Origin of the sequence: Arundinibacter roseus, from assembly GCF_004348825.1 — a bacterium.
In the GTDB taxonomy this organism is placed as follows: domain Bacteria; phylum Bacteroidota; class Bacteroidia; order Cytophagales; family Spirosomataceae; genus Arundinibacter; species Arundinibacter roseus.
The window spans coordinates 132647-153214 of sequence record NZ_SMJU01000003.1 but is presented as its reverse complement, the minus strand read 5'-3'; the positions used below and the strand labels follow the sequence as shown (position 1 = coordinate 153214).

The following is a 20568-nucleotide window of genomic DNA, read 5'->3' as shown; positions in this document are numbered from 1 at the left end:
GAATGAATTTTATCCGTTTATCAACATGGAAAAACAAATTAGCTCCTTTTTTATGCATTATGTATGCATTTTACTATAAAAATCCATTTACAGTTTTTGAAAAACAACTGCAAATAATATTCTTTTTATTAGTAGGTATTATTTTACTGGCGATTTGGGCTAGCTTAATAAATAACTACTTTGATCTGGAAGTTGACACAAAAGTTGGCAAGCCAAACGGAATGGCAGGAATTACCCCATTTTTTAGGGTAGTAAGCCTACTACTTTGCATGCTTACAGGTTTGGTTTACACTTATTTTTTACTTTCTTATAAGCTGTCTATTCTCTTTTATGGTTTAAGTTGGTTATGTTTTTACGTATACTCTGCTACTTCCATCAGGCTAAAAGAAAAGCCATTTCTTGATTTACTGGCTGATGGTTTGGCTTCTCAATTATTTCCTTCACTCTTTATTTTTGTCTTTCTTTTTAAAGAGGATTTTCAAAACAATTACCTGTTCATTTTTTCAGGCAGTTTGTGGCTATTTTTTGCCATGGGTGTGCGAGCTCTAATCATACATCAGTATGGTGATAAAGAAAAAGATCAGAAAGCAGGCTTGACAACCTATGTTGTTGGAATCAACGAGGTTATCCGAAAAAATACAGAATTATTTCTACTGTTTTTAGAAATTATAGCCTTTACAGTTTTTGCTCTTTCTATCCATTGGATATCCTTCATTCTGCCATTGGTTTGTTATATAGTACTTTTTTATGTTTTGATACATAGTTATCAAAATATACGGATTGTGTATTTCAAAGTAACAAATGAAGAAGCTCATAGAATATTCTTATATGATGCTTATACATTATTTGTATTCTGTCTTTTAGGTTTACTTTGTTGGCAAAATTATCAAAATCTGGTTCTTTTAGTAGTTCATTTATTAGTATTTCATTCGGCGATACTTGTAAAAATGTATAATAAAATATCGGTTTAGTTTACATTCCACTATCCCATATTTACCTGATACCCTCAACTCTTTTCATTTGACCGAATTTGTGTTTTAATTGAATTACATTCAAAATTGGTTAGAAAAAATGATTAAACGATCAGTATTTTGGAATTAATTAATACGTTTGAAAAAGTTACACGTACCATCAAACTTCAACTCCTTAATATTGATGAGTGAATTAAAATGTATATAATTTTGAATGTCAGGCTGAGCAAACAGGGCCGCCTGAAAAATTCCTCAAACTCTAACTTTTCTTTATAGGAATATTCACCGATCAATAAAACCAATGATGTACTTTATTGGGTTAGCCCATTCTTAAAAGTCACCTTTTTAAGATTTAATTACACTACTCTACTTCCTAAAACTTGCTTTCTGCATTTTTTCAAAAGTCCAGTAAAGGTAACCTTCCCATTGCGTCTCACTATCATCCTCCCTAATTTTCGAGTAGACACACAAACAGACTTAAACCCGTTGGAATTACAGAAAATATTACTTCTGATAATTAAACATTATCAGAAGTAAGGAATTTACCTAAGTTTTGTTTTCTAAAAGCCTTAATTAGGCTATTTTGGAGCGCTAGCCCTTACCCGGTTTTTAATGAATGAGTTGATCCCACATGGATCGAACCAGCAGTTTTGTAGATTTTCTGCGTGCCTGATGTAAAAGTAATAGTGTCATAGGCGGATAACCAATTTGTATTTCCTACTACTTTTGGAACAATTCCTTTCCAGAATAACAACCTGAAAAAAGCAGGCTATCCGTTTTTAATGCTTTCATATTACCTTTTTACTGCCACTCCTTCACTCTCCCTATACGGCACCACAAGCTTCCAGGTCTTGCCCTTAGCCGTTACCTCCACCTGCACCTCCTTTTCATTTTCAGAAAGCACTTTGGCTTGAACCGCGGGGGTGGCACCTTCAGAAGGAAGCAGAAGCCATACTAATGTCTGATCGCTCGGGATATTGGTGGTGTAGATCGTGGCGTTGTTAGGCGAGTAAACGTTATACTCCGGACTATACCAGCCCTGTATTTCCGGCTGCTCTTGCCCTTTGACAAAACGTACATCCAATTTCGTGTTATCCATTCCGGAGGAGCTTACTGGAATCACCGCCAGATTGCCTTTGAGATTGGTAGTTTTGACGATAGTGCCGGCTTGGGTTACTGCACAGTCGGGGTGCCAGTGCCAGAGGGTTTCTATTTTCCGGGGTCGGTCGGTTTGGATGCGGTCTACCACTACCCAAAATTCCCCACGTATATACAGCATGGCGCGGGAATGCACGGCGGTACCAGTAACGTTTTTAAAATCGGCAAACTGACCGGTGGCGTAGTCGAACTCGGGGGTGATTTTGGCTTGGCTGCCATCTAGCGGTGCTTCGGCCAGTTTGGGGCCGGGGGCTTGCCCATTGCCGTCGATCAGAACCAGATTGTGTCCGGCGCTGCCCGTGGCATAGGGCCGGAACTTACCGGCAACCTCACCTGTATAGGCAAAGCGCCCGGCGTCCACCAGCAGATCGCGCCCGTAGGCCGTCACCGACAGATGAAGCTTGTCGTTGTGCTGATGCCCACTACCCCAGGGCCCAATGTCAAAAAACGACCAGTGCGCCTGCGCATCGTACCCACTCCGGGAAACCAACTGCCCCGCCCAGGGAAAAAAGTAAGACGGCCCATCTACGGGTTTCCTTCCGCTCTTTCCGTTTGAGACCGCATAGGCCCATTCGGGTTTATTGTATTTTTTGGCTGCCTTCATCAGCAAATCCCGGTCGCTGCCCCGATCGCCGTCGTTGTTCAGAATACGGTACCCGTCGGGACGCACCGCCCGGGCAATGTAGTCGTACATGTTTACGATGGTCTGATTGAAAAAATCCGGCAGAGGACGATTTGCACGGTCGCAGATGTCTTTGAAAAGCTCAAAATTTGCCAGCGCCACGTTGTGGTAGTGCGAGGTAAGCTCAGTTTGGATGCCATCCGGGTACACCTGCCCCTTCATACTTTCGGTCATTGCTCCAATGGAATAGGTGAGCCACTCATCCGCCTGCTTATATTCGGGAAAATTGGTGGCAACCGTCGCCAAAGCCGAAATTTCCATCGTCAGCCAGTTGTTACCGCCGTGAAAGTGACGGTTGTAATGGGCGTGGTCGGGCAAACTGCTCAGCATCAACAGCTGCGTGGCTGGCGATAGGTGGGGGCTGTTGATCATGCCATAAAAAATTCTCGACCAGGCCTTTACACGGGCCGCCACTTCCAGCCCCCGCCAAACCGATGTGCTGCTTTTGGCAGCGGGATAGGGCATGCTTTTGATGATAAAATCACGCAGGAAGGCATCAATGTACCGAGCGTAGGCTGGATTACCGGTTTCCCTATACGCATTGTAAACCTCCAATAGCTGCGAGTGTCGGTTGGAGAGCCATGCCCATTCGCGGTCGTTGTTAGGGCCTTTGTAGTGCCAGTCGCGGTGGCCGTCGGGCAGCAGCGGTAGTACGCCCCGTACATTCTGCACGAAGAACACATAGTTCAGCGTAGTATCTGCATTCGCTACGGTCCTGACAGAAGTTGATGGCTGTTTAATATGAAGGTATGAAGCCGTATTTCCGTTTTTGTAATAAGCCAGAAGCTCCGTGCAAGCCTGTACCAGATTTCCGTCGGCATGAGCCCGCTTTACTTTTTCCATACCCGCGGTACCCAGGTCAAACTGATCCAGCATGGTCCGCATGGTCTCCGGTGCAAAGGCACAAACATCAGCGACGGAGGTAAGATCCTGCCACCTTTTCTGGGCCAAGAGGTGGGTTGAAAAAAGGAGTAAAAGGAGAAGGAGCGGGAGTACACGGGTATGGGTTAGGGGTATCATGACGCAGAATTTTTTGATAACTAATCTCTTTAATAAAAGAACTTTTATGGTTTGCCTACTGTGTGAAAAAACAGCAAATATACCTAAGGCAGTCCCAATGCCGTATGAGTAGCCTTTTCACCCGACTCATTTCTTCCATTGAAAAAATAAAGTGACACACCTTACCATCCAAACTGAATGATCAACCCCATTTACTTCTTTTAACTACTGCCGAATCGTATCAATCTTAGCCGCCTACTGTGTGCTATCCATCGGCTCGGCGCCAGCCAAACCGGCTCTCCCCGTTCGAAGGCCACTGGGACCTACCCGTCAATGGTTATATCGCCTGGATTGGATTCTTCGGGAGTAAATTAATATAGGAGAATGCCTGTAAAGGAGGCTTTTATATCCAAACAACACAATCATCCCAAACTTTTCAGGTTATGAACCGATCTATCCTTACGATATTGCTTCTTTGTGCTACGCTGGTGGTAGTGGCCCAATCCGGCAAAAATACCTTAACCCAACAATGGGGAGTGTACGAACTGGTACTTTCCGGCCCCTCCTCCGGCAATCCTTTTATGGAAGTGAATATCGACGCTACGTTTAAAAGCGGGAATCACAGCATCAAAGTACCCGGCTTTTACGATGGCGGGGGTACGTACCGCGTGCGGTTCTCGCCGCCCAGCCAGGGAAGGTGGACGTATGAGACCACGAGCAACGTTTCGGCGCTTTCGGCTAAGAAAGGGAGTTTTCGCAGCGCGGCCCCAACGGGTTCCAACCACGGTCCGGTAAAAATCGTCAATACGCACTACCTGCGCTACGCCGATGGAACACCCTTCTACGCCGTGGGTACAACAGCCTACCAGTGGACGAGCGTGAAGCAATCGGTGCAGGCAAAAACTCTAGAAACGCTGTCCAAAGCTCCTTTCAACAAGATCAGGATGTGCGTGTTTCCGAAACATTACCAGTATGGCAACGAAACCCAACCCTGGGCGTACCCTTTTGTACGTAAAGACACCATAAATGACCTGACCCAACCCAACTATGAATTCTTCAGGAATTTTGACGCGCGGGTAGCCCAGCTTTCTGATCTGGGCATTCAGGCCGATGTCATTCTGTTTCACCCCTATGACTCCTGGGGTTACAGCAGGATGGGGAAAGAAATGAACCAGAAGTACGTCCGCTACATGATCGCCCGCCTGTCGGCCTATCGAAACGTGTGGTGGTCGCTGGCCAACGAATGGGACGTACCGAGTATAAAGACCGCCATTGACTGGGAAGGTATCGGTAGCCTGCTGCAACGGGAAGATCCGCATCAGCGCCTGCGGGGCATCCACAACTGGTACGATTCGGAAGACCATTTTTTTGACCACAACCGCCCCTGGGTTACACATGTGAGCACGCAGACCGCCCAGTTTTACAACGCAATCAAATGGCGCAGGCAGTACCAGAAACCCTTACTGTTTGACGAAATGCGCTACGAGGGCGACGTAAAGAGTAGCTGGGGCAACATGAAAGGGCAGGAAATGGCGAGCTATTTCTGGATGGCCGGATTGAGCGGTGGGTATCCCACGCACGGCGACACCTTCCGCAACGATGCCGACGAGGACACCGAAGTGCGCTGGTGGGCCAAAGGCGGCACTCTGATGGGCGAAAGCCCCGAGCGAATTCGTTATTTCAAGTCCGTGATGGAGCAGGCGCCAGTCACCCAAATGTCTCCTGAACTGCTGTACCCTGGTGACCCCAAAAAATTAAGCACCAACCTGTATATTTTCTCCAAGCCAGGAGCCTACTACCTTGCCTACGTAGCCGAGGTCGGACAGGTCATAGAACTAAACCTGCCGGGCACCAAAGACTACACAGTGGAAGTGCTGGACACCTGGACCATGAAGCCCCTCGAACGGTCGGTAACAAAGCCAGGACTGTACACCTACAAAACAACGACTCCATATACGGCTGTCCGGATGTACGTTGATTGATGGAAGCAGCTGATACACATCAGCTCAACCAGGGGATTACTGGATTGGCTTTGTGTATACCACGCCTACACAATCCATAATTTTTTAAAAATTATATAGCTATCACTCCCTTCGAATTGCCAGCTTTGGAGGCTTGCGGGAGGGCCTCCTTGGCTGGATTGAGATGTATCAAAGTCTTTCTTTTGTTTATATAGCGGCGCATTCATTTGATTTTTTAACAGGTTTCTTCAATCCTTATTTCCCTCCTTTTCAAGGGCCAATTGTTCCTCAAAGGAAGGTGGTTCCACACCCAGCAAATGCTTCACAAAATAGTCACGCCGTTTACGTTCGCCGTATGCGCCACCCATAGAATGACCCATGTTGGGAATCATCAGAAAATCAAAATCTTTATCGGCCTTGACAAGCGCGTTTACCAGTTGCAGACTCGATGCAGGGTCCACGTTATCGTCCATTTCGCCCAATATTAACAATAATTTCCCCTGTAACTTAGGTGCATGTGTTACGTTTGAAGATTCTTCGTACTGTGGACCAATTGGATAACCCATCCACTGTTCATTCCACCAAATTTTATCCATGCGATTATCATGGCAACCGGATGACGATACTGCAACTTTATAGAAATCAGGATGGAACAGCAAAGCACCTGCCGAATTTTGCCCTCCGGCTGAGTTGCCAAAAATACCAACCCGGCTCAAATCCATGGCCGGTTCCTTTGCTGCTGCTGCTTTCATCCACGAGATCCGATCGGGGAATCCGGCATCTTTCAGGTTTTGCCAGCATACATCATGAAATGCTTTGGAGCGGTGGGAGGTCCCCATTCCGTCTAGTTGAACCACAATAAAACCAAGTTCTGCCAACTCAAACATTAAACGCGGCCGTTCTGCTTCGATAAAGGATTTGGGGGCATGAGCACTATGCGGTCCGGCATAAATGTACTCGATGACGGGGTATTTTTTGGCGGGGTCGAAGTTTGTTGGCCGAACGACAACTCCCCAAATGTCCGTCTTACCGTCACGTGCTTTGGCAGTAAATACTTCAGGGGCGCGCCAGTTTACTTTTGCATATTCTGAAATATCACCTTTTTCCAATTCCATTACTACCTCACCGTTGGCAGCTGAGCGCATGACCGTAACGGGCGGCATATCTACACGAGAGTACAGGTCAACAAAGTACTTTTTATCAGGCGAAAAGAAGGCACTATGATTGGCGTTTTCGGTCGTTAGCGGCGTGAGTCCGGTGCCGTCAAATTTAATTCGATAGTATTGCACATAGTACGGATCTTCCATGGGATTTATACCTCCGGCTGCAAAAATGAGCGTTCGACTGCCCTCGTCCACATGAATGACATCCCGTACGACCCATTCACCTTTGGTGATTTGATTTTTAACCTTAGCCGTTTGTCCATCATACAAATACAAATGATTCCATCCGTCGCGCTCCGACATCCAAATGAGTTCCTTGCCGTCGGCGAGATCATACCGAAATCTTTTCCTCGAGCTGGAACTGGGTGAGTAGGTAAAAAAGGTTTTGCACTGTTCGTCCACGAGCGCCCGAACGGCACCTGTAGTGGCGTTGACTTCCAAAACCCGATATACCTGATGGCCGCGCTGATTGTACTCGAATGTAAAGGAACGGCTGTCGTTACGCCATACTGGTCGGGTGGTATTGTACGGATGATTGAATAGTACATCGTCAATGGGCAAATGCATTTTTTTATCAACTAGAAATAATTGGGGGCGTCGGACCGTCACAACATCGCCCGGTTTGAGGTAGTCCCGACTTTCGAGTTTGGGTTGTAGCTGATCCTCGGGCGAGGAACGAACATAATAGACCAGGTGTTTCTGTCCGGGCCGTACTTTGTTTGTGACCAATTTTTTAGAATCTGGGGACCATTGAATAAGAGCAGAATAATATTCTCCTTCGGCCCCATCAAAACTAAGCTGGGTTTCCAGGTTCGTTTGCTTGGACCGAATGTACAGATTATGATTTTTAATATAGGCGCTATATTCGCCGTCGGGAGAAACAACAGGTTTTTCCGTGGATTTGTCTGCCTGCTCCTCTCTGTTTGCACCCCAATAGCCAGGTGCTCTGGAAAATACGGATTGTTTTTTGAGCAATGAATCAGAGGCAAGATTATATGACCATTCATAACCACTTGCGGAAAATTCAATCACTCGATCATCCTGACTATACGATAGTGTGGTAAATGGCAGATTATATGGATCGATAGAAGCATCACTCATGGCAGCAAGTTTTTGAGCCAATTTTCCCTGATCAAATGCCGGTTGGCGGCTTTTTGCAGCCGGGTCAACGGAAAAGAATTCTTTCCCGAGTGGTGTTTGAATTAAGTACCAGGCCAATCGACCGCTCGCTGACCAATGAATGGTGGGGGGTGTATTGTAAAGTTTATCCATTGCCTTTTTCATTTGAATGGCTTTGGCATAATCCTCCAATTTTCCCTGGGCAAATCCTGAATCAGGGAATAAAAGTACAGATAAGAGCAGGGTAAAAATTGTATTCTTCATATATTGGGTTCTATGGTATTTGAGCACCGGTAGTTACGTAATTTTATTGGGGATTTGACTAGTATTCATGGGAGTGTTCTTTGCCGGTTTACCTCTTTAAAGTTGGCGCAGATCCACATTTCTCAACCTCAAACCATCTCCGCTTTATAGTATTTATCCCGAAGCCAAAAAGCCACATTGACCAGGGCAATGAGTGCCGGTACTTCTATCAAAGGTCCGATTACCCCCACAAACGCCTGCCCGGAATTGATACCAAAAACTCCAATTGCCACCGCAATGGCAAGTTCAAAATTATTGCCAGAAGCAGTAAAGGCAATGGACGCGTTCTGTGAATAATCTGCGCCCTGCATTTTGGCAATAAAAAAGCTTACCAGAAACATAACTACAAAGTAAATCACGAGCGGAATGGCTATCAAAAGTACATCGCCCGGTAATTGAACAATGAGTTCCCCTTTCAGAGAAAACATCAGAATAATAGTAGACAAAAGGGCTATCAGGGTGATTGGTGAAATGAAAGGAAGGAATTTTTGTTCATACCATAGTTCGCCTTTTAGGGCCGTCAGGCCAATCCGGCTAAGAACGCCGGCGGCAAAGGGAATTCCCAAATAAATTCCAACGCTCACCGCTATTTCTGCAATCGTAATATCTACTGCCAGACCTTCCAACCCAACCAAAGGAGGCAACACGGTAATGAAAAAGTAGGCATAAAAACTATAAAGCAGAACCTGAAAGACGCTGTTCAGCGCCACAAGACCCGCGGCATATTCGCGGCTTCCCTCAGCCAATTCGTTCCAGACCAGGACCATCGCAATGCAGCGGGCGAGTCCAATCAGAATCAAACCGACCATATATTCAGGATGATTGGGCAGAAAGATAATGGCGAGTAAAAACATAAGAATCGGCCCGACAATCCAGTTCAGGATCAGCGAGACAGTCATCACTTTGGTATTGCGAAATACCTCGCCCATTTTATTGTATTTAACTTTCGCCAATGGCGGATACATCATCAATATCAGTCCAATCGCCAGCGGAATATTGGTCGTTCCACTTGAAAATGTATTAATATAGGCCGGAATGGAGGGCATGAAATTTCCAAGGGAAACACCAATCGCCATAGCAATAAATATCCAAACCGTAAGGTAACGATCAAGAAAGCCGAGTTTTTTTCGATTGGCGGCCGGAGCACAGGTATTTGAAGACATATACGTAAGTAAGGGATTTTGATTTAGTAGATTTTCGATCGAACAGTTCCAGCACGAACCTGAAATTTTGGTGGTAAAGCGTTTACCAAATATTGGTCTTATTATTTAAATGATTCAAGATTCCGACTTCTTTTTCCACAAGAGGATGCCAGGCTTTTCATTCCGTGAGGTACAGTCGACAATCTCGTCGATCCGCTTTTGCCGTGTTTCTGCGCGTTTGGCCAGCGTTACCCACTGCAACAAATTTCGTTTATCCGACCGGCTCAGGTTTTGAAAATAGTTTTGGGCATTGGTGTTTTGAGCAAGTGCCAAAGTCAGGTCGTTGGGTATTACAAGTTCTTCTACCTCATCCAGAATAGTCCAGGAGCCGTTCTGTTTAGCAATTTCTATCACGTTCAGGCCAGCCTGAGTCATTAATCCCGTTTCTATAAGCTTCTTTATTTTTTCCTTATTGATCTTCGACCACACGCTTTTAGGCTTTCGCGGGCTGAATAACTGTTGATACCGTTCATTGTCCAAAGGCCTGGCAAGACTGTCAATCCAGCCAAAGCATAAGGCTTCATCCACAGCCTCACTCCACGTGAGAGATGGGGTTTTTGAAGTCTTTTTATAGTAAATAAGCCATATGGACTTTTCAACCGAATGATTCTTTTGCAACCATTCTCTCCATTCCTGCCGATTTGCCGGACAAAATGTAGAAACTTCTTTCTCAGCCATTGTATATGTCACCATTGAAAAATTCGATCCGGAAAGATATTCAAATCCCAAGAAACTAGCCGATCACTTTCCAAACTTATTGCGATCAGTCATCCTTCATGAACCATAATACCTTTCCCGAAATTCCTCTTTTTGCCGAATATATTCCGGATGATCCTTTGCCCGAAACCAAAATTCTTTAAAAATGGCAGCAGCCCGTGCTTTTTCATTGGAAAGTGCATCATCCTCCTGTTGTAGTTGCGCATTGCCTTTGTTCTTGCTGCCTGCCGAGTACGGGTATTCCTTTCCGGAGCTTTGATCCTGATCCCCTGCGGAATATTTGCGGCCACTTTTGTGGTTCGCATAGCGACGCGCCCGCGTAAAACCCATTTGAAGGTACTTACGAGCCATATCGGCACCAATAAAATCATTTTCCAGAAGATACTTTTCAAAAAGTCCGAAGATAGTTTGGGCAGAAATCCTGGCAAGTTCTTCCGTCCTGAATTTCCAGTGTGGAAGCAGTTCGGATTTGTAGGGTTCCACCAGCAACACGCCCTGCTCTCCCACCCCGATGCGGTACAGCTCGGGATTTTTACGAAAATCTGTCTTTTTGAAATCAAGCGTGTAATCAAAAGCATTGCGAGCCATAGAATATTTTGAGAATTTGGGAATATAATTAGCTCGTTAAAAAAGAATGCCGGACAGTTCCTGACTCAAAATAGTATTCTCAATTGCCTCAAAATTGCTCCAAATTCGAAACTAAGTCAATGCTATTTCCAGCCTGATGCCGCTAGTGCACGGGATCATTGGAAGCAAGTGATCGGCAAAAACTTAACCCTTTTCCAAAAAAATAGCTGAGAAGGAACGATCCTTCTCAGCCTGTAAACCCTAAGACTATTTATCAAAGTCTTATTCAAAAGTCAGAGTCCTTTTTGTAATCTCTTTTTCGCTGGTAATTACAAAATCTTTTACTTCCTTTTCTGAGTTACTCACGATGGCAAGTTTATACTCACCTTCCTGTAACTGACTCAGGTCGAACTTAATAGAGGCTTCGGATTGCTTTTTTCCTATACTCTCACGTGCCAGAATATCCCCATTTGAATTTAGGATTAAGACAGTGGCGGCAGCAAGCTTTGACTTCTCAATATTTACGTTTAATCTGCCATCTACGGAGGTATAAATTCCGGTGGAGAACGAAGTCGCTTTTTTAGATTCTTCACCCGGACCGGCAAATGCTACGGTAGTGGCTAAGGTAAAGGCAACAAGGATGAATTTTAAGTTAGTTTTCATGGCTTAGTTTTGTTTTGGCTAGTTTTTGTCTTTTTGACTCTACAAAGTTGGGGTATTAAAAGGTACTATGTATAACAAAGTACAGGAATGGATTTATTATTGGATGAGCGGCGAAATCCTTCATTACAGGATTTCAAACGTTAGGATTATCTTTGCCAGGTCTATCTAAAAGTTCCGTTTCATGTACTCGATTTTTTCATTTCCTAGTATCAGAAAATCACTCTTTACCACAATCCTCAGTTTGTTTACTGCAATTGTTTATGGTCAATCTGCTCAGGTGACTATATCAGGTAAAGTAACCAATGAGAAAACCGGAGCACCTATTCCGTTTGCCAATGTATACATAAATAATTCCTCGATTGGCACTACTACCAATGAAAACGGAGCCTATACGCTCGCCAATTTGCCTTTGGGAAACCTGGAACTTGCGGTGTCTAGTTTAGGCTTCAACCCCATCAAAGAAATCGTTCGCTTTGAACAGCCTGGTCTAAAAACGGTACATTTCAAAATGAGGGAAGGAATTGAACTGGACGGGGTCATCATTTACTCCCGAAAAAGTAAGTTATTGCAGCAACGCATCAAGATTATTACCAGGGAATTATTGGGGCAAAGCAAGTTTAGTAAACAGTGCAAGCTACGAAATCCGGAAGTATTGCGAATTACGGCTCCTGACAATGGCCACCTGTTGGCCCAAACTACGAGTCCTTTAATTATTGAGAATTACGCACTCGGTTATATCATCCATCAGGATCTTGACGATTTTGACTATCATGAAGGGAAGGTGTACTACGGCGGGAACACCCGATTTGAGTTGATGAAACCTGAAAACGAGGCGCAACAAAAACTTTGGCGGGCCAATCAGAAAATTGCCTACAAAGGTTCACTCAAACAGCTACTTTCCAGTATGGTATCTGATAGCCTTCAGGAAAATGGATTTCGGGTATTTCAGGAAATTCCGGAGTCTCGCCGGGTTTTCAACACCGTTCGGGTATACAATGGATTAAACCCGCTAAAAAATCATTTGAATAATCGACTCGAAGAAGTGCGGGGTATAACGTTGATTCAGCCCGGAGAATTAGAAACAGAGCGGTTGGTAGTTACCCAAACACAGCTGGAAGTGTTTAATATGAACAAACGCGGGCGGTCGCCCTACACCGATATGGCATACTCGTACAGTACTATAAAGATGCCAAACGGATATATTGTGATTACACCACAAGGATGGGTGGTTACACCCATGGGATTTGAAATAAGAGGCGACCTGGGCAACGACCGCTTCGCCAATCTATTACCCTCCGACTGGAAGCGGGATTAGGCTGAATCTTCATTTACCGAAATATTATCCGTGAGCAGGTTAACTTCCGACTTTTCTGGTGCTTTCGTTTCTGTTTTGCGCCGGCGCTGCCACCATCTTTTTTTACGCTTAGTTAACCCTTCCAGGTTTGTTTTGAAATAGTGAAGCGCCTCATCCATCTCTCGGTTAACAGCCTGCCGCGCAAGACTTGATTCCCGAATGAGCAAAACACTGGTATAAAAAAGCATAACTGCGCCAATCATGCTCAATAAAACCGGCAACCACGTCCTTCTTGAATTGATTACGTCCAGTATTCCCAAACTCAAACTTGTAGCAATAAAGACGCCCAAAGATAAATAGAGGGTCGTAAGTGCCCGCTGCAATAGTCGGGTACGTGTGGTAGCTTTCTCCATCAGATAAAACAGCAAGGCACCTTCCCGCGTCAAGGTTTCTGGTTCTTCACCGCTTTGCTGCACCAATGTTTTCAGCTGTTCGAGCAGATACCGGCAACGATCAATGACACGGCTCAGCCGCTGCGAAGTAATCGTAATCAGTGATCCGCAGGCCAAAATAAGCACCACCGGTGCGATCATGGACGAAAGAATGGTCAGCGTTTGGGATAATCGGGTTATCGCAGGTAAATCTCCCATAGGTACTATTTTATGTAGTATTTCAGTTATTTTGATGCTGTCGCTAATGATTAGTAACACGCGTAGAACTGAAAAAGATTCGACTTATCGGGCCGAAATGGGCGAAACACTGTAACCGAGCCTTTTCAGCTGCATGAGGAGTCCGCTGCTGTAACGCAAGTGTCCGTAACCAACGGCCACAAAACAATTCTTTTTTTGAAAGGCTTCATGGAGTTTAGGCAACCATAGTAAATTTCGCTCGGTTAGTTGCAAGGCGTCACTTCCGGGTGGGCTTTCCAGTTCGAGCGCATAGTCAATGTCAAATTCCAGGTATCGATTCAATACTTCACAATCGGTGGCATCATCGCGCAACATAAGGTCCATCAGGGTTACACACGCAGCCACATATCCGGAATTTTGCACGGAATCTCTCGATTCAGACCCTTCTTTAAGAATTAGTGCGTGTTCTTTATCCAAAGAAACAACAGGTATACCAGTTGCTTTTCCTAATTTTTCTATCCGATGATCCATTAATTCATACGATGCCCGATGCAGGGTGTCACAAAAATTTTGAATGTATAATCGTGCAAGGGTAAGCGTCAGAACCAAAGGTGGAAGCTTGTAATAACTATCATCTTCGGCCTTTGTCACAAAAGCAGACATGCGCTGCTGCTGCTGTTGTGTAAGTAGTTGCTGCCATTTCTCACGGTTCCAGGTTGCATAGCTAGTCCCAGAACTCACATCCAGCTGATTATCTGCCGATTTTTCTATAAACAGGACCTCAGCATTTTTCAGCTTTTGAGTTGTGGCAGGCAGCGAATGAATAAAATCGGGCTGAACCTCGTGGAAAGTTCCCAGCAAATAAGACACGTACGGAACATTTTCGCTACGCACCTCCCATAAAATTGTTTTTGGTTTGGACTGTCCGGCTAATCGAAAAGGGATTAGTAGAAATACAATATAAACACCTAAACGAAGCATAAAGTATCAGTATGATTAGCGATAAGCCAAGTTACTTGTTTTTATCAAACTTTCTACTTTTCCACTTTTGTTCCGTAGTTATTGTATGCATGTACTACTGTTTTCTGATTCACGCTTAAAATAAAGCCAATTCTGAAACTCAATTCATCCAGTTACAGCAAGGCCTTAAACGTCTTTTCCACTACGGCTAAATCCTGAGTATGCGCTTCTACCGCATTCAGCGTATTAGGAGATTTTGTTTCCAGGCATTGCTCAATCACCACGTGCGGACGAATCTTCATGGACGAAAGTTCCTGAACCAGGCGGTCGTAATCAATATCACCTTCGGCTGTAAACGTTTCTGCCCAAATACCATTGACTGATTGCCTGATGTGCAGTTCTACCACTCTTTTTCCGTATAATTTCAACACATCAAAAACGGCAGCCTGTGAGTTTTCGGTACCGCGATAGACCCAATGCACATCAAAACAAAAGGAAACATTTTGCGGACTCGTATTGAGTAAAATATGGTGAAACTCCCGGGCACCAGCTTTCAATTCCACGTCGTGCGTGTGGTAGGCCAATGTAAGTCCCTTTTTTCGCAACTTGGCACCTAGTCGCTCCATGGCAGCGGCCTGCAAGGCCAATTGCGCATCATTTTTGAGTTCAGGCGCCCCCCACTTAATAGGATTTGGATTGGTTACCACGATTTTAGTACCATATTTTTTCACCACATCGGCTATTTCCAGAATCGTCACAATGGATTTTCCGATCGCTTCCGCCTCGTGTAAAACACTGCCGACATAAATAGAAGGCATCGCAATTTTGTGTTTTTTCAAAGCGGCTACGTAGTTTTCGGCCATTGCTCTATTTGCCAAATTAGGCTCAAATGCCTTGATACCCGTTTTGGCAACATCCGCAATATTCTGCTCCAAATGCTCTCCGCCCCACACTTTGTTTTCCCGCTTATAAAAAGTTATCCAATTGTAGTCGTTGCAGGCAATGGAAAATGCGGCCGGTGCAGGAGTCACTACCGATGCCAGCGGAATTGCGGGCAGAATGGATAGAAAATTACGTCGGTTCAATTGGTTTGATTCCATAAGTAGGTAGTATTTGGACAAATTAAAAGTACAAAAAAACCTTACAGGTTATACGGAATGGCAAAGATCCGACCTGTAAGGTCTGTACTAACTCAATTTCATTTTTACCGCATCCCAATTCAGGGCTTTATTTTGGGCCGAACTGATGTTGCAGGCAATGGAAGGCCCTGCCGTTCTGAGTCCAAAGGTGGCATCTTCCAAAATTGGAGCACCGTTCCGAATGCCGTTGAAAAAGGAAATCATGTGGTCAACACGGTCGTCGTAGCCTTTGGGTGGGGTAAACTCAATGGTTTTGCCCATTTCAAAACCGCCTTTGGCATCGCCGTATTTTTCTTTGTACCATTTCGTAAATTCTTCTTTTTGCTGCGCCGAAAAGCTGTCAAATGAATCATATCCGCCAAATCCCGGTGCAACGCTTCGTTTCAGGGTTTTTAATTTAAAGTCATTCCAACCGATGTCAATCGCTCCGTCGGTACCGATTAGTTTAATACCAAAACCACCTTTGCCTTCTCCGCTCGCCAGATTAACGCGGGTGTATAGTTGAAATGATGGATGCGTTTTGGCTTCGGGATAGGTCATAAATGAATTGACCAAATCGTAGGCATCCCGACCGTCTTTCCAGTAATTCACTTCGCCCAGCGCCATGATTTTAGTCGGTCCGATAGCACCCGTGATGGTATGCAGACCCGTCAACAAATGCACGATCAAATCACCCGCCGAACCGGTGCCATATTCTTTGTAATTGCGCCACCGAAAAAACCGTTCCGCGCTGAAAGGGATTTTGGGTGCATTCCCCAAAAACGCTTCAAAATCAATGGTTTGCGGCGAGGCATCGGTCGGAATGGAATACTGCCAGGCTCCTTTGGCGTCGGTGCGGTCGCAGTAAGCTTCTACGTAGGTCAATTCGCCAATAGCGCCTTGTTCAAAGTATTTTTTGGCTTCCAAAATAGCAATACTGCTGGCGCGTTGACTGCCTACCTGCAACACCTTGCCCGTTTTCTTTTGCGTATCAATGATGGCCTGCCCTTCCTCAATTCGTTTAACCATCGGTTTTTCGCAATACACGTGTTTTCCTGCGTTCATTGCGTCGATGGCCATTTTTTGGTGCCAGTGGTCGGGTGTACAAATAAGTACGGCGTCGATGTCTTTACGGGCCAATAGTTCACGGTAATCTTTAGTCACAAACAGATCTTTACTCCATTTTTCTTTGGCACGTACCAACCGCCCGTCGTACAAATCGCACACCGCTCCCAGCTCTACACCGTCAACTTTCAGGGCGGCGTCGGTGTCAATGAGTCCAATGATTCCTGAGCCGATCAGCCCAATTCTGATTTTATCTACCGCCGCTACTTTGGCCGTGGGCAGCAGTGTCCTTTTGACGGTTTGCTCTTCGGCAGAAGCGTTGGTTGCCAGACTAAGTGCCGCAACGGAACCGCTGACATTTTTCAAAAACTTTCTTCTTGAATTTCCCATTTTTACAAAAATTAAACTCTTTCAAAAAATGTTTTAGTCATTTTTCATGGTTTCCAACTCTACAATTTCACCCGTTTCTTTCTTTCGTAAAATGACTTTTTTATCACCATTGGGCAGGATTTCCTCTTTAATGAACCAATGATCAGCATCGTATTCTTTATATACCGATGGTTTGGACAGTCCCGTTTGTCCGCGCCATATCGGAAGCTCCACGGGTTCCCATTGTTTAGTTTTCGCTGATTTATAAGCAGCATCAATGATGGCGTTGACCACATAACCATCATAAAAAGTTTCAGTAGGCTGCGTTCCTCGCTCAAAGGCGTTGAACATATCAATGAACATATTGGTGTAACCCAATTCGTGCGCTTCGTCGCCCACAGGGAATTGCCATCCGGTGGCCGATTCGGCCTTTTCCACGACGTAACCGCCATCGCCCGCGCCGCTCGTAAACATTTCAAAACCAGTGCGCAACCAGGAGTTCAGCCAGATTGTCCCTTCGGTACCCATGATTTCGTCGCGCAGATCCATTCCGCCCCGGAAGGTCCAACTTACTTCAAACTGTCCAATAGCTCCGTTCTCATATTTGACAAGCCCAATGGCGTGGTCTTCGGCGTCAATGGGTTTAACCTGCGTATCGGCCCAGCACATCACCTCCACGGGTTTGATGTCTTTGCCAATAAAGCTGCGGGAAATTTCGACACAATGGCAACCCATATCCAGCATGGCACCGCCCCCTGCCAATTCGAGATCCCAAAACCAATCAGAATGTGGTCCGGGGTGCGTTTCTCTGGATTTGGCCCAAAGAATTCGGCCAATTGCTCCGCTCTTGACACTACTGAGTGATTTCAGGAATTTTGGGGTATAACACAGGTCTTCCAGGTAACCCGCAAAAATACCGGCCTTTTCGCAGGCAGTCATCATGCGCAGGGCTTCTTCGGCGGTGCGGCCCAGCGGCTTGGTACACAAAACGGCCTTTTTATGCTTTACGCACAGGTTTACCGCTTCTTCGTGCTGATAGTTGGGAAGGGCAATAACGATTATTTCGGCATCGGGATGCCTGACCGCTTCTTCCATATCAGTAAAATAATGAGCGACCGCATAGTCTTTTGCAAAGCGCGCCGCCGATTCTTCCCGACGGGAGAAAACGACCTCGACTGTATCTTTGCCGCGTCGGCCGCTTAATGATTCGGCGTAGAAGCGGCCGATAAAGCCCCCGCCGAGAATACCAATTTTTGCCATCGTTAAATCTTAAATAAGGTTAATTATTAATTTTTGCTCATCACATATAAGCGTTTTTTTGCTCTTTAAAGCTGAATATGCGTTGGGGATTTTCGATGAATAATTTATTAAAAAAAGGATGTAAACCTCTCTCTGTCAGCCCTTCGACAAAGTTCGTCAACAAATAATCCAGTCCCGGTTTTCCGTCATACGATTTCCAGTACGTATTTCGGGCCGCATCCATCCCGACGGTGATTTGGTTCGGATACGCAAACAGTAGTTTTTCCAGCAGCCAATACGTCCAGTTTTCCTGGTCGTTTTTCCACCGAAAAGCGCTGTCATATTCTACACTGACGCCCGTTTGCATTAATTCAAGATGGTAACCCAAATCCTTGTTTCGATCGGTATGTGAAAGTACAACATGATTTAAATCCGCACCCAATTTATCAAAAAGCAGTGCCTGTTCCAGTGCCTGATTTCCGTTGGTGGTATGGGTTAGGATAGGCGCTCCCGTTTCCCGATGCGCATTGACTACGGCACGAAAAATCTTTTGCTGATGCAACGTAAATGGCTCATCACCGGTGGCTAATTTCAATAGTCCAGCTTTAAATTCGCTACGATTAATCACAGGCCCATTGTAATCAAATGTATCAATACCCGTCTGAATATCGGCAATAAAAAGGTCTGTCAATTGATCTTCGGAATACTGATACCGCCAATGACTCGCAGGATAATATATTTCCTGATGCATACCCGTACAGCCAATGAGATGAACACCGGTCCGTTGTGAAATATCAGCCATTTTAGCGGCATTTCTTCCGGCATTGGCAGGCATGGCATCCACCATCAGACTACAACCCAACTCTTTTAACCCCACTAATTCCTGACTGATTTTGTCAATATCATTTAACAAAAAATCAGGATTTTGGAAAGTCACATAACTTTCATCGATCATTACGTGCTCGTGCGAGAACGTAACTCCAATCTCATCCGTCGGAATATCCCCCAATATAGTTCTAATGAAAGACATGGCTGTTTACATTTAATGTCCAATCTTCTTTGCCCGTACTTGCTTTTTTATCAGGTACTTCTAAAATACCTCCACCTTTAAAAAGCTCTTCCCGCAAAAGACTCAGATCCAATGCAGTTGCAGAAAAATCATGGGCAAGCGACAGACCCGCCGCTAATCCGGCGGCCGTTCCCATAGACATAGTTTGTGCCATGGAGCGACAGGATGCGTGGGCATCGTGCGTGGCCGAAAAACACCTTCCCACTACCCATACTGTTTGGCTTCCTTTGGGAACGATGGTACCGTATGGCACACCGTAAATGCCGTTTTTCGGGATATATTCCCAATGGGTTTCACTCGCTCCGTTTTTGCCTTCGCGGTGGTCTTCGATGGGTGCACCGCAGAGAAGGATGGAATCGTCGGGGATTTGCGCCGACATACACTCTTCCTTCGTGAGTCGATGTTCACCGTACACGCGCCGGGTTTCACGAACGCCGATTTGGTGAGATAAACCAATGATTTTGGCATCGGCATAGCCGGGCACTTCTTTCCGAAAAAAGCTTTCAAACAAAAACGCCTGCTTTCGACCCTCTATCTCGGCCTGTGTCAACTCGTTTATATTCAGCGCATTCAACCCCGAAACTTTCACAGCCACGGTTGAAATGCACCTGGGGATGTTCATCGCGTGCGCGGAGCCTTCCTTACGAGGCAATGGCATGGAGGTATCGGCCATGTGTTGGGCCAGCATTTTTTTGCCACCTGCTTTTTCGTATTCTTCCAACTCCACATTGGCCATTCGGAAGGTCGTTGTCAGGCTTTGAGCCGGTTCTTGTTCACCCGCAATTTCGTAGTCAAAGCCAGCCAAATGACAGAAATCCGCATCGCCAGAGGCATCAATAACCCGTCTAGGCGTAATTGACCAAAAACCAGATTTATTCCAAAAAATACATTCGTACCGACCATCGGGAGTTGATTGGACATCAATCAAGGTGGTATGCAGCAATACATCAACCCCTGCCCTGAACAATAGGGTATCCCACACATTTTTGAGTCGTTCGGGATTATAGTTGACACCCGTACCTGCGCCATACGTGTTGGGTCTCAGGAAAATTTCGCCATGTTTATTCAATTCATTTACAACAGTATCCGGCAATCCTCCCACAATTTTTTTCGGATTTTCGCCGGGTGTAAAAAACCCGTAAAAAGTATCCAACATTTGCGTGGAAGTACCGCCGAAAAAACCGTAACGTTCAACTAAAAGCACGTTATGTTTCGACGAAATCGCCGCACCAATGGCCGCCATACAACCTGCCGAGCCCGCGCCAATGACCAGAATATCTACGTTTTCAATTATTTTCCTATTCCTAAACATACACTTTT

Annotated in this window: 16 protein-coding genes; 3 read left to right on the top strand and 13 right to left on the bottom strand. The window is 45.3% G+C overall.

What is annotated here, in order from left to right; translation table 11 throughout:
* Positions 1-2 precede the first annotated feature (2 nt).
* Positions 3-971, top strand: a complete 969-nt coding sequence (locus EZE20_RS05415; protein WP_132115324.1) for a UbiA family prenyltransferase — start codon at positions 3-5, stop codon at positions 969-971.
* 793 nt (positions 972-1764) lie between these two features.
* On the opposite strand, the gene EZE20_RS05410 is transcribed toward EZE20_RS05415, so the two are convergent.
* Positions 1765-3762 carry an alginate lyase family protein gene (locus EZE20_RS05410; protein ID WP_228713570.1) on the bottom strand — a complete coding sequence of 666 codons (1998 nt, stop codon included), beginning with the start codon at positions 3760-3762 and terminating at the stop codon, positions 1765-1767.
* Positions 3763-4253: 491 nt separating this feature from the next.
* On the opposite strand from EZE20_RS05410, the gene EZE20_RS05405 reads away from it, so the two are divergent.
* Positions 4254-5792: a DUF5060 domain-containing protein gene (locus EZE20_RS05405; RefSeq protein ID WP_132115320.1), complete on the top strand. Its 1539-nt coding sequence runs from the start codon at positions 4254-4256 to the stop codon at positions 5790-5792.
* Positions 5793-6019: 227 nt separating this feature from the next.
* Here the strand turns inward: EZE20_RS05405 and EZE20_RS05400 are convergent, their stop codons facing one another.
* From EZE20_RS05400 to EZE20_RS05380, 5 genes are all read right to left on the bottom strand, one after another.
* On the bottom strand, positions 6020-8317 hold the full coding sequence (locus tag EZE20_RS05400) for a S9 family peptidase (RefSeq protein WP_132115318.1): 2298 nt from the start codon (positions 8315-8317) through the stop codon (positions 6020-6022).
* A 128-nt stretch (positions 8318-8445) separates the two neighbouring features.
* Positions 8446-9519, bottom strand: a complete 1074-nt coding sequence (gene arsB, locus EZE20_RS05395; protein ID WP_132115316.1) for an ACR3 family arsenite efflux transporter — start codon at positions 9517-9519, stop codon at positions 8446-8448.
* 114 nt (positions 9520-9633) lie between these two features.
* Positions 9634-10236 (bottom strand): YdeI/OmpD-associated family protein, encoded by a 603-nt coding sequence (locus EZE20_RS05390; RefSeq protein ID WP_132115314.1) that lies wholly within the window; start codon positions 10234-10236, stop codon positions 9634-9636.
* 96 nt (positions 10237-10332) lie between these two features.
* Positions 10333-10863 (bottom strand): DUF4385 domain-containing protein, encoded by a 531-nt coding sequence (locus tag EZE20_RS05385; protein WP_132115312.1) that lies wholly within the window; start codon positions 10861-10863, stop codon positions 10333-10335.
* Positions 10864-11124: 261 nt separating this feature from the next.
* Positions 11125-11505, bottom strand: a complete 381-nt coding sequence (locus EZE20_RS05380) for a DUF3244 domain-containing protein (RefSeq protein ID WP_132115310.1) — start codon at positions 11503-11505, stop codon at positions 11125-11127.
* 241 nt (positions 11506-11746) lie between these two features.
* Between EZE20_RS05380 and EZE20_RS05375 the strand changes: the two genes are divergently transcribed.
* The gene (locus tag EZE20_RS05375) at positions 11747-12820 is read left to right on the top strand and encodes a carboxypeptidase-like regulatory domain-containing protein (RefSeq protein WP_228713568.1); all 1074 of its coding nucleotides are present in this window, start codon (positions 11747-11749) and stop codon (positions 12818-12820) included.
* Here EZE20_RS05375 and EZE20_RS05370 read toward each other — a convergent pair.
* The 7 genes from EZE20_RS05370 to EZE20_RS05340 form a co-directional block, all read right to left on the bottom strand.
* Positions 12817-13449, bottom strand: a complete 633-nt coding sequence (locus tag EZE20_RS05370) for a DUF2721 domain-containing protein (protein WP_132115306.1) — start codon at positions 13447-13449, stop codon at positions 12817-12819. The two genes, EZE20_RS05375 and EZE20_RS05370, sit on opposite strands and share 4 nt — an antisense overlap.
* Positions 13450-13533: 84 nt before the next feature.
* Positions 13534-14409 (bottom strand): TraB/GumN family protein, encoded by an 876-nt coding sequence (locus tag EZE20_RS05365; protein WP_132115304.1) that lies wholly within the window; start codon positions 14407-14409, stop codon positions 13534-13536.
* Between the two features lie 152 nt (positions 14410-14561).
* Entirely contained in the window at positions 14562-15488 is a 927-nt protein-coding gene (locus EZE20_RS05360) for a sugar phosphate isomerase/epimerase family protein (protein ID WP_132115302.1), read from the bottom strand.
* A gap of 87 nt (positions 15489-15575) precedes the next feature.
* Positions 15576-16961 (bottom strand): Gfo/Idh/MocA family protein, encoded by a 1386-nt coding sequence (locus EZE20_RS05355; RefSeq protein WP_132115300.1) that lies wholly within the window; start codon positions 16959-16961, stop codon positions 15576-15578.
* Between the two features lie 33 nt (positions 16962-16994).
* Positions 16995-18200, bottom strand: coding sequence for a Gfo/Idh/MocA family protein (locus EZE20_RS05350; protein WP_132115298.1), 1206 nt, complete (start codon positions 18198-18200; stop codon positions 16995-16997).
* Between the two features lie 40 nt (positions 18201-18240).
* Complete coding sequence (locus EZE20_RS05345; protein ID WP_132115296.1) at positions 18241-19209, bottom strand: phosphotriesterase family protein; 969 nt, start codon at positions 19207-19209, stop codon at positions 18241-18243.
* Positions 19196-20560: an FAD-dependent oxidoreductase gene (locus tag EZE20_RS05340; RefSeq protein WP_132115294.1), complete on the bottom strand. Its 1365-nt coding sequence runs from the start codon at positions 20558-20560 to the stop codon at positions 19196-19198. The genes EZE20_RS05345 and EZE20_RS05340 overlap by 14 nt, the downstream gene beginning before the upstream one ends.
* Positions 20561-20568 lie beyond the last annotated feature (8 nt).

Excerpts from the sequence above, each read along its gene's own strand:
- EZE20_RS05415 (WP_132115324.1), top strand. The coding sequence starts at position 3 with ATGAATTTTATCCGTTTATCAACATGGAAAAACAAATTAGCTCCTTTT.
- EZE20_RS05405 (WP_132115320.1), top strand. The coding sequence starts at position 4,254 with ATGAACCGATCTATCCTTACGATATTGCTTCTTTGTGCTACGCTGGTG.
- EZE20_RS05400 (WP_132115318.1), bottom strand. The coding sequence starts at position 8,317 with ATGAAGAATACAATTTTTACCCTGCTCTTATCTGTACTTTTATTCCCT.
- arsB (WP_132115316.1), bottom strand. The coding sequence starts at position 9,519 with ATGTCTTCAAATACCTGTGCTCCGGCCGCCAATCGAAAAAAACTCGGC.
- EZE20_RS05390 (WP_132115314.1), bottom strand. The coding sequence starts at position 10,236 with ATGGCTGAGAAAGAAGTTTCTACATTTTGTCCGGCAAATCGGCAGGAA.
- EZE20_RS05385 (WP_132115312.1), bottom strand. The coding sequence starts at position 10,863 with ATGGCTCGCAATGCTTTTGATTACACGCTTGATTTCAAAAAGACAGAT.
- EZE20_RS05380 (WP_132115310.1), bottom strand. The coding sequence starts at position 11,505 with ATGAAAACTAACTTAAAATTCATCCTTGTTGCCTTTACCTTAGCCACT.
- EZE20_RS05370 (WP_132115306.1), bottom strand. The coding sequence starts at position 13,449 with ATGGGAGATTTACCTGCGATAACCCGATTATCCCAAACGCTGACCATT.
- EZE20_RS05365 (WP_132115304.1), bottom strand. The coding sequence starts at position 14,409 with ATGCTTCGTTTAGGTGTTTATATTGTATTTCTACTAATCCCTTTTCGA.
- EZE20_RS05360 (WP_132115302.1), bottom strand. The coding sequence starts at position 15,488 with ATGGAATCAAACCAATTGAACCGACGTAATTTTCTATCCATTCTGCCC.
- EZE20_RS05355 (WP_132115300.1), bottom strand. The coding sequence starts at position 16,961 with ATGGGAAATTCAAGAAGAAAGTTTTTGAAAAATGTCAGCGGTTCCGTT.
- EZE20_RS05350 (WP_132115298.1), bottom strand. The coding sequence starts at position 18,200 with ATGGCAAAAATTGGTATTCTCGGCGGGGGCTTTATCGGCCGCTTCTAC.
- EZE20_RS05345 (WP_132115296.1), bottom strand. The coding sequence starts at position 19,209 with ATGTCTTTCATTAGAACTATATTGGGGGATATTCCGACGGATGAGATT.
- EZE20_RS05340 (WP_132115294.1), bottom strand. The coding sequence starts at position 20,560 with ATGTTTAGGAATAGGAAAATAATTGAAAACGTAGATATTCTGGTCATT.